General features: G+C 41.0%; 11 protein-coding genes and 1 tRNA gene. 3 read left to right on the top strand and 9 right to left on the bottom strand.

The genetic code is table 11. The annotated features are described in order from the left end of the window. Positions 1 to 25: 25 nt before the first annotated feature. The 9 genes from HMPREF9010_RS07205 to HMPREF9010_RS07245 form a co-directional block, all read right to left on the bottom strand. The gene (locus tag HMPREF9010_RS07205; protein ID WP_004297931.1) at positions 26 to 496 is read right to left on the bottom strand and encodes an ExbD/TolR family protein; all 471 of its coding nucleotides are present in this window, start codon (positions 494 to 496) and stop codon (positions 26 to 28) included. Next, positions 496 to 1092 carry an ExbD/TolR family protein gene (locus HMPREF9010_RS07210; RefSeq protein ID WP_008650302.1) on the bottom strand — a complete coding sequence of 199 codons (597 nt, stop codon included), beginning with the start codon at positions 1090 to 1092 and terminating at the stop codon, positions 496 to 498. Before HMPREF9010_RS07210 ends, HMPREF9010_RS07205 begins: the two co-directional genes overlap by 1 nt. A gap of 35 nt (positions 1093 to 1127) precedes the next feature. Then, the gene (locus HMPREF9010_RS07215) at positions 1128 to 1613 is read right to left on the bottom strand and encodes a hypothetical protein (RefSeq protein ID WP_004297929.1); all 486 of its coding nucleotides are present in this window, start codon (positions 1611 to 1613) and stop codon (positions 1128 to 1130) included. A gap of 6 nt (positions 1614 to 1619) precedes the next feature. After that, positions 1620 to 2420, bottom strand: a complete 801-nt coding sequence (locus HMPREF9010_RS07220; protein ID WP_004312432.1) for a MotA/TolQ/ExbB proton channel family protein — start codon at positions 2418 to 2420, stop codon at positions 1620 to 1622. A 74-nt stretch (positions 2421 to 2494) separates the two neighbouring features. After that, positions 2495 to 2582: transfer RNA gene (locus HMPREF9010_RS07225), tRNA-Ser, on the bottom strand. A 120-nt stretch (positions 2583 to 2702) separates the two neighbouring features. Beyond that, on the bottom strand, positions 2703 to 3479 hold the full coding sequence (locus tag HMPREF9010_RS07230; protein WP_004327306.1) for a TatD family hydrolase: 777 nt from the start codon (positions 3477 to 3479) through the stop codon (positions 2703 to 2705). Continuing rightward, entirely contained in the window at positions 3473 to 4189 is a 717-nt protein-coding gene (locus HMPREF9010_RS07235) for a hypothetical protein (protein WP_004297925.1), read from the bottom strand. The genes HMPREF9010_RS07230 and HMPREF9010_RS07235 overlap by 7 nt, the downstream gene beginning before the upstream one ends. Before the next feature lie 15 nt (positions 4190 to 4204). Continuing rightward, positions 4205 to 5179 carry a polyprenyl synthetase family protein gene (locus HMPREF9010_RS07240; protein WP_004306794.1) on the bottom strand — a complete coding sequence of 325 codons (975 nt, stop codon included), beginning with the start codon at positions 5177 to 5179 and terminating at the stop codon, positions 4205 to 4207. 69 nt (positions 5180 to 5248) lie between these two features. Further along, positions 5249 to 5932, bottom strand: coding sequence for an energy transducer TonB (locus tag HMPREF9010_RS07245; RefSeq protein ID WP_004306792.1), 684 nt, complete (start codon positions 5930 to 5932; stop codon positions 5249 to 5251). Between the two features lie 217 nt (positions 5933 to 6149). Between HMPREF9010_RS07245 and cmk the strand changes: the two genes are divergently transcribed. The 3 genes from cmk (at position 6150) to pfkA (ending at position 8894) form a co-directional block, all read left to right on the top strand. Continuing rightward, a complete protein-coding gene (gene cmk / locus HMPREF9010_RS07250; protein WP_085931522.1) occupies positions 6150 to 6836 on the top strand; it encodes a (d)CMP kinase in 687 nt (228 codons plus the stop codon). Between the two features lie 8 nt (positions 6837 to 6844). Next, the gene (locus tag HMPREF9010_RS07255) at positions 6845 to 7714 is read left to right on the top strand and encodes a 4-hydroxy-3-methylbut-2-enyl diphosphate reductase (RefSeq protein ID WP_004312427.1); all 870 of its coding nucleotides are present in this window, start codon (positions 6845 to 6847) and stop codon (positions 7712 to 7714) included. 199 nt (positions 7715 to 7913) lie between these two features. Next, on the top strand, positions 7914 to 8894 hold the full coding sequence (pfkA, locus tag HMPREF9010_RS07260; protein ID WP_004297914.1) for a 6-phosphofructokinase: 981 nt from the start codon (positions 7914 to 7916) through the stop codon (positions 8892 to 8894). Positions 8895 to 9786 lie beyond the last annotated feature (892 nt).

Raw genomic sequence — 9786 nt, 5'->3', positions numbered from 1 at the left:
TTTTTATATATATTGAATTAACTAATTACTTCTCACCACGTTTCGTAGCCGAATAGTTAATCTTCAAAGCATAAGATTTTCTAAGAGCATTTTTTACATCAGTAACAATACCCATCTTTGTCTTCTGATCTACTTTCAGAGACACAGTCATCTTAGCAGCATCGCCTTCATTCATACTCGCACGTTCCTGAAAAATGAAGTCTTGTACTTCACCCACTTCAGCATAACTGTCATTCAACTGAATACGACTTTCAGTACCCATTTTCGCGCGATATTCTTGTGTAGGTTCCCCTACATAAATGAATGTTACCAGTGATTTCTTCTCCAGTTTTTCGAGTTCAGTACCTTGCGGAAGTGTAAACTGCACCTTTAATGTTACCTCACGCATCGTTGTTACAATCATAAAGAAGAACAACAAGGTAAAGATAAGGTCAGGCAACGAAGAAGTATTCAATGCCGGCATTTCACGTTTACCAGTCTTATTAAATTTTCCCATTACTTACTTCTTTTTTCTCCGTATTTTTTAGGTTCTGCTTCAGAAATTCGTTGCGGATAAACTTCACGAACAGCTTTCTGCTGTGCATCATTCAGTTCAGCGTAAGTAACCCCAAACTTTTCTTGAGCTAACTCATCTCTCAATTCATTGTATGCAGCTACCAATTCGTTCTGCACACTTATATATGCCTGATAAGAAGACCCGCGGTCATTCTGCAAAGAAATTACATGCTTATCATTAACAAGAGTAGTACCAAAGAAATCGACATTTTTTTGTGTCTTTTCCGGCATATTCTCAGCGTTATTGATGTTAGCAATAAACTCTTTGGCTTTCTGCCTCAACTGATCAACACCAATATAATCATTCCCGCACATCAAAGCATCATCTTTATTCAGATAAACCTGCAGGATGTTACGTTCTTTAATTTTATCGGTATTCTCATTCTTTTCATCTTCGGGTGGTGGAGGCAAAAGTCTTGCCAAACCACGGTCCGTATCCATTGATGTTGTAATCAAGAAGAAGATCAGCAACAAGAAAGCAATATCCGCCGTAGAACTTGAGTTTATATCAGGAACTTTTCTTTTTCCTTTTGCCATTTTAATAACTTATTTAATCGAGTATCCTCAATTGATTACGACAATTTTTTCTTTATACCACTCGCAATGATTGCAACAACTGTCACAAACAACAATATGTAAATAGAATAAAGGAACATATCAGTTACTTTCAGCCAAAAAGGAACATTGTCTGTACCACTATAGCCAGGAATCTGCATTGGTGTACCATCACCCATTGCCCAAGCTACAATAAGAACAACAGCTAAAAGAACCAAACCAAGTAAAGACTTGATGGCATTTGCCGGGTTATCCTTCAAAGCTGCACCAAATTGGAATACAGCAGCAATAACAGTGGCTGCAATGGCTAAGCCAAACAAAACGTACATCAGATAGAGTAAGGCGTCTGTTTGAGCCGGTTGCCACATTTCGGGATCTACTCCCGGAATTAAGGCATCGCCCGAGGCATCTCCTCCTAAGAAGAACAAGCCAATAACGATCAGAATAATAGCAAACATCGCATACAGTGCGTAATACGATATTCTATATGTTAACTTACTCATTTTAGATTATTTTTTGTATTTCAAGTTATATTTGATTACCATATCAAGCAAAGAGATAGAAGAATCTTCCATTTCACTTGTAAGAGCCTCAATTTTAGAAAGTACGTAGTTGTAGAATACCTGAAGGATCAATGCTACGATCAAACCGAAGATAGTTGTAATCAAGGCAACTTTCATACCACCTGCAACAACCGTCGGAGAGATATCACCTACCTGCTGGATTTTATCAAATGCCTGCACCATACCAATTACAGTACCCAAGAATCCGAGTGACGGAGCCATTGCGATAAACAGTGTGATCCAAGAACATCCTTTTTCAAGGTAACCTGCCTGTACACCACCATAAGATACAACTGACTTCTCAACTACGTCAATACCTTGATCGATTCTCATCAAACCTTGGTAGTAGATAGAAGCAACCGGACCTCTGGTGTTACGAGCAATGTCTTTAGCAGCTTCAACATCACCTTTTTCCAAAGCAGCTTCGATAGATGCCATGAATTTTTTTGTGTTGATTTCAGCCAAACTCAAATAAATGATACGTTCAATACAGAAAGCCAAACCGATCACCAAAGCGATAGCTACCAAACTCATGAAAGATGCAGTACCTTCGATGAATTTAACTTTGATTTCCTTGTGAATACCACCCTCTTCTGCAGCAGGAGCAGCAGCTGTAGTAGCTTCAGCGGCAGGAGCAGCTTGTTGTTCAGTTTGTTCTGCTGCAGGAGCGTCTTGAGCCTGAGCAAGTTGAATTGAGCCAAAAGTGAAGGCCCCAATCACAGCAACAATTGCAAATAACTTTTTCATTGTGTGTCTAATTTTTAAGATTAATTAATTGATTATTATTATTGTATTTACTTCTCATCTCTCTTTCATTTCTGCGGAGAGACGGGGATTCGAACCCCGGATACGCTTTTGGCGTATACACGCTTTCCAGGCGTGCCTCTTCAACCACTCGAGCATCTCTCCCTCTGAGTTTTCAGCATTTTCAGCTACAAATGTATTCTTTTTTTTCTTTTCAAGAAGCATTCTCCCTCTTTTATCTCGAATAAATACGGCAAATTAATATAATTTAAAACCTTTCGAACCTTATTTGCGGATTCCGAACACTTTTAGCGCATTCACAGAGGTGACCTGTGCCACGTACTCCGGATCCCTCTGATAAATATCAGCCACCTTCATGAGTGTGTCTCTCACATTGGCACTTTCATTTCTCTTTCCCCGGTTCGGCACGGGAGCCAAATAGGGAGAATCGGTTTCGAGCACAATGCGCTCTAAAGGAACAGTCGTCAATGCCTCCGGCAAAGTCGATTTCTTGAAAGTTACAACTCCATTGATACCTAACATAAATCCTTCAAATTCCAACAATTTCGCCGCTTCTTCCGATGTCCCGGTAAAACTATGAAAAATGCCGGTCAAAGAGGTATTTTTATAGGGTTCCATTACCTTATATATATATTCAAACGCTTCTCTTGAATGGATTACAATGGGAAGACCATATTCCAGCGCCCACTCTATTTGCTTTTCAAAAACCAAGATTTGCTCTTTCAGAAAAGTCTTGTCCCAATAAAGATCAAGACCTATTTCTCCGATAGCCACAAACTCACGGGAAGTCGACAAGTATTTGTGAACAATCGCTAATTCCTGTTCATACGATTCATTGACAGAAGTAGGGTGCAGTCCGATCATCGGATAGCAAAATCCCGGATAATCCCTACAAACCGACAACATAGCATCAATGGTCGTACTGTCTATATTGGGCATAAAAATATAGGAAACTCCCGCTTTCTGCGCACGTTCCATCACCAATGGCAGGTCTTCGGTAAATTCTTCAACAAAAAGATGAGAATGAGTATCGATCAACATGATATTTCTTTTTCTTCTTTTATTTTTTCGCTGGAGCGATAATAATATATCAGTCCATAGTCGCGGCATTTTTCTAATCGGGTATCATTGGGAGTGACATCCTGGTATTTGGCTTCTACCTGATTCCAGATATCCAAAATCAATTCATCGGCACGGTCACGCATAGACGCCAGTTCATCAAGACTACGATTGGTTAATGCCTGATAGTTCTTCTGCCGTTCATAGCTTTCCAGAAAAATATCATAATGCACTTTTACGCGTGCAATAGTCGGATTATAAATAGGTATGCCACCTTGAGTGGTCCTTAATTGTTCGCCTTCGATTATTTTCTTCCCCCACTCTACCAGAGAGGCTTCACTCAACAGGTCCGGTACGGTATTGGAAGCAGGCAAGCCATATAACTCTTTATGTGCCACCTTGATTTCATCACGAAGCACTGCCAAATTGAGCACCTGAATAAAATGAGAGATATACAGCCGGGCAGTCTTCACATTCATCTGGTGTTTACGGCTGGCACGCGACTGATTATCGTAGCACTGGGTATAATAAATTTGCGCTGCCTCAAACCGATGCAAAAAGTTACGCGCTTCAAATAATGTCTTCAATGTAATAGCCAAGTCACGCACATTATACATCTCTCCCTTTTCGACAGCCGCTTTCAGCGCCCGAACTCTTGCTTGATCAGTATTTGGTAGTCGTCTATAAGGCATATCTCCGATACTTAACTACATTTCACGATACATTAATAATTTCACCAGATTCTTCAGTTCTTTTTTTCTGTCTTCCGCAACAGCTACCGCCGCCAGACTTTCCATAGCGAACGTATAATATTCACGCATTTTGCTTTCACAAATATTGCGGATATTCAACTGATTATAGATTTCAGTTACCGCTTCGATTTTTTCAGAAGGTTGAAAAGCCTCCGCATTCAACCAACGATTCAATTCAGCATGCTGCTTTTCATCCGCACGGTTCAGTGCTTTGATAAGCATATATGTTTTTTTATTGCAGAGGATGTCTCCACCTATCTTCTTCCCGAACACTTCCGGATCACCATATACATCCAACAAATCATCCTGTAACTGGAATGCTACTCCAATATGCATTCCAAAATTATATAGATTTTCTGCATCTTCAGCAGTCGCTCCTGCCAGAATTGCACCTATTTTAAGACTACCCGCAAGCAACACGGCTGTTTTCAAACGAATCATTTCAATGTATTCGTCTTCTGTAACGTCACAGCGAGATTCAAATTCCATATCCAGTTGCTGTCCTTCACAGATTTCGAGTGTAGTCAAACTGAATAAATCCATCACTTCTTTCAGGTGTTCCGGTGGACAACCCGTCATATACCGAAATGCCAGAATCAACATAGCATCTCCCGAAAGTACAGCAGTATTATCATTCCAGACCTTGTGCACGGTAGGTTTCCCTCTGCGCACATCCGAACGATCCATCAAATCATCATGCAACAAGGTGTGATTGTGGTAAACTTCAATCGCAGTGGCAGGATCGTATATAGACGCAACATCCTCCCGATACAAGTTATATCCCATCAACATTAATACAGGACGTATCCGCTTCCCACCCAGAGAAAGGATATATTCAATCGGTTCATAAAGTCCTTTCGGCGTCCGGGTAAACTGGATTTCAGAAATATGATTATTTATCTTATCGAGTAATTGAGAAGCTGTAAACATGATGAATAAAAAAATTAATGAATAAAAAGAGGCTGCCGAAAGCAGCCTCTCCATTTATAGTGTTACAAATTACTGCAATCTAAACATCACAGGAACTGTAAATTTAACACGTACCGGTTTTCCGCGCTGCATACCTGGTTTCCACTTCGGCATGGTATTAATCACACGGAGGGCTTCTTTATCCAAATACGGGTCGACGCTACGTACAACCTTCGCATCTACGATACTACCGTCTCTGTTAACAACGAACTGTACGATAACACGTCCTTGAGTTCCGTTTTCCTGTGCGATAGTCGGATATTTAATATTTTTTGCCAGATACTGCATCAAAGCTGCTTGTCCGCCCGGGAAGTCCGGCATATTTTCTACAACCTCGAAAATAGTCTGTTCTTCCGGTTCTTCTTCAACCACTTGTACAGGCACATATTTTACTTCTACACGAGCTTGATTATCTTCATTGATAATAGTTGTTGTTTCCTCAATATCAGCTTTATCATCCACAATCTCCAGCAATTCTGCTACCTTTGGAGCTTCAGGTGGTGGTGGAGCTGCTTGTTCAGGGGTTTCGGTAATAGGAATAATTTCCTCTTCAAACACGACATCGGCTACTGCCTGGCTTGTATCTATCTTCACGTCACGCTGGGTCCATTCGAACGCCACGAACATGAAAGCTAGAACTACCACGTAACCAACGAGCAACCATGTAGACTTCTTGCCTTCCAGGTCTGCCTTGGGTGATTTTTTAACTTCCATAAATTTATTAATATAATGATTAAAAAAAAGTGTCCTTTCATGTGTCTCCGGGCAAATATAGTACATTTTCATGTATTCGTTTCCCTCTTTGCCTCTTTTTATCCGGCTTTTTAACTTTTTTAATTCTTTCGTACTTGTCTTGCTCCTTTTAACGGCAAACTTATGGTTGATTTTCAAATTTACCGTATCTTTGGCGAACAAATCAGATGAACTGAATATGAAAAAGATAACAATTGCAATCGATGGCTTTTCCTCTTGTGGAAAAAGTACAATGGCCAAAGATCTTGCCCGCGAAGTGGGTTACATTTACATTGACAGTGGAGCCATGTATCGTGCGGTCACTTTATATAGTATAGAGAACGGGATTTTCAACGGAGACGTGATCGATACGGAGAAACTGAAAAAAGAAATCAAGAACATTCGTATATCTTTCCAGCTGAATAAAGAAACCGGACGTCCCGACACGTATCTGAACGGCGTGAATGTGGAGAATAAAATCCGTTCAATGGAGGTTTCTTCCAAAGTGAGCCCTATCAGTACGCTTGACTTCGTACGTGAAGAAATGGTGGCGCAGCAACAAGCAATGGGAAAGGAAAAGGGCATCGTCATGGATGGCCGGGATATAGGAACTACCGTTTTCCCGGATGCGGAACTGAAAATATTTGTAACCGCCACTCCCGAAATCCGTGCTCAACGCCGTTATGACGAGCTGAAAGCAAAAGGACAGGAAGCCAGCTTCGACGAAATTCTGGAAAACGTGAAACAACGGGATTATATCGACCAGAACCGGGAAGTAAGTCCACTTCGCAAAGCTGAAGATGCTCTGCTTCTGGATAACACCCACTTATCGATTGAAGAGCAAAAGGAATGGCTTTTCGGACAATTTAATAAGGTAAGTAAATAATTTGCTTTATGATCAAGGTAGAGATAGACGAAGATTCCGGCTTCTGCTTTGGTGTGGTGACAGCCATTCATAAGGCAGAAGAGGAGTTGGCAAAGGGAGAGACTCTCTATTGTCTCGGAGATATTGTACACAATAGCCGGGAAGTGGAAAGGCTTAAAACGATGGGATTAATCACGATCAACCGGGAAGAATTCAAACAACTGAAGAATGCCAAAGTATTGCTTCGCGCACACGGAGAGCCACCGGAAACTTACATGATTGCCCGTGAAAATAATATAGAAATTATCGATGCGACCTGTCCGGTAGTATTACGTTTGCAAAAACGTATCAGACAAGGGTATCTGGCAGACAGTGACAAAGAAAAACAAATTGTCATATACGGCAAAAGCGGTCATGCTGAAGTGCTGGGATTGGTGGGTCAAACAGATGGAAAAGCAATTGTCATCGAAAAGGCAGAAGAAGCCAAAAAGTTGGATTTAAACAAAAGCATCCGTCTTTTCTCACAGACTACCAAGTCACTGGACGAGTTTCAGGAAATTGTGGAATACTTCAAGCAACATATTTCACCGGAGGCGACTTTCGAATATTATGATACTATCTGTCGTCAGGTTGCCAACCGGATGCCTAAGCTTCGGGAATTTGCGGCTACACACGATTTGATATTTTTCGTCAGCGGCAAAAAGAGTTCAAACGGAAAAATGCTGTTCGAGGAGTGTTTGAAGGTGAACACCAATTCACATTTGATAGATAACGAGAAAGAAATAGATCCTTCTCTCCTTCAAAACGTAAATTCAATTGGCGTATGTGGTGCGACTTCTACTCCTAAATGGTTGATGGAGAAGATTTACAATCACATTCGGACGCTCATCAAAGAATAACAGCTTTATTCTGACAAAGAATAATAGCAAAGCAACATAAGGAAACGGCAAAGTAACATGAACGAATAAAAGGAAAGCGAAAAAAGGTCATTTGAACATTTTTAATGTTTTCTTCTTACGAAAAAAAACTTCATAACCACTGCTTTCAACTTTTTGTTGTACATTTGCCGCGTCAAACTAATTAATGAGAGATTGTTATATGGGAACAGTTAAGTGTATCGGAATTTTGACCTCCGGAGGTGATGCTCCGGGAATGAACGCTGCTATACGTGCAGTGACACGTGCAGCCATCTACAATGGATTGCAAGTTAAAGGTATATACAGAGGATATAAAGGTCTGGTTACAGGTGAAATCAAAGAATTCAAGAGTCAGAATGTGAGTAACATCATCCAGTTGGGTGGTACTATCCTGAAAACGGCACGTTGTAAAGAGTTCACGACTCCGGAAGGTCGTCAGTTGGCTTATGACAACATGAAAAAAGAAGGCATCGATGCTTTGGTTATCATTGGTGGAGACGGCTCACTGACAGGTGCGCGTATCTTTGCACAGGAATTTGATGTTCCATGTATCGGACTGCCGGGAACTATTGACAACGACCTTTATGGTACAGATACGACCATCGGATATGATACTGCATTGAATACCATATTGGATGCCGTAGATAAGATTCGCGACACAGCCACTTCACATGAACGTTTGTTCTTCGTTGAAGTTATGGGACGTGATGCCGGTTTCCTTGCGTTGAACGGAGCTATCGCTTCGGGTGCGGAAGCTGCCATTATTCCGGAATTCAGTACGGAAGTCGACCAACTGGAAGAGTTTATCAAAAACGGATTCCGCAAATCAAAAAACAGTAGCATTGTATTGGTAGCCGAAAGCGAACTGACAGGAGGAGCCATGCATTATGCCGAACGTGTGAAAAACGAATATCCGCAATATGATGTACGTGTGACGATTTTAGGTCACCTGCAACGTGGTGGTAGCCCAACTGCCCACGACCGTATCCTGGCAAGCCGCCTCGGTGCTGCTGCTATCGATGCTATTATGGAAGATCAACGTAACGTAATGATCGGAATCGAACATGATGAAATCGTTTACGTACCGTTCAGCAAGGCTATTAAGAATGACAAACCAATCAAGAGAGATCTTGTCACTGTATTGAAAGAGCTTTCAATCTAATCTTTTTATTTTTAGGAGTTCAGCTTATATCAGTATATAAGATAAAGAGCGGTGGATGAACGGGAGATTTCCTTATCATTCACCGCTCTTCTTTCATTTATTCAATGCTTCTTTTCACCACAGAGGACACGGAGGACACAGAGGTGAATTTGTTTTATGACTTACGGTTGCGACCCTAATTTTGATGCGTAATCCTCCTACTATAAAGTTGAAAAAACATGAAAACATCTGCCACCTGCAACCAAACGCGTGTAATACACTAGTTAATAGATAGTTGTAACGTTGCAGATACTGTTGCAGATAGGTTGCAGATCAAAGTATCTGCCACACAGTATAAGCCTTGCAAAGCCAATTCTCCATGGGTGCAAAAGTTTATTGTATACATTAACTTCCCGTTTCCAGGCGGGGAACTGTCGTTTCCGGCATTAGAAATTACAGTTTCCACGGCAGGAAACGAGAGTTTCTAAGGCGGGACACTACAGTTTCTCCATAGGGTCTGTACTGTACTGGATTTAGTTGACAACTTCGCTTGTTATACCTAAGTTCGTTTACTCAATATTTTTTAAAACCTAAATAAGTTTACTTGTCCCTTTGTAATTCCTGTATAAGTTGTCATTTTAGATATTTTGCAAAATTATGTATCTTCTCTTATAAGTGCAAGACTTCGGGCTGTAAACTTTCATTAAATAACAAAAACTCTTCGCTCGGGGATCGCCCTAGCGGCAAGGGGCGGGAGCACCCGTCCCGACGAGCGGGACTTCAGCTACCTTTCCACTGCATTTACGAATATATTCCATCGGAGTTCTCATTTGTATGCCTTGATGCGGTCTAACATAATTGTATGCATATATGGCATCGGCTATACGTTTATCCAATTGTTCAAAGCTGTCAT

This window comes from Bacteroides sp. 3_1_23, from assembly GCF_000162555.1.
Classification (GTDB): Bacteria; Bacteroidota; Bacteroidia; order Bacteroidales; family Bacteroidaceae; genus Bacteroides; species Bacteroides ovatus.
This window is presented reverse-complemented; position numbering and strand designations above follow the sequence as displayed.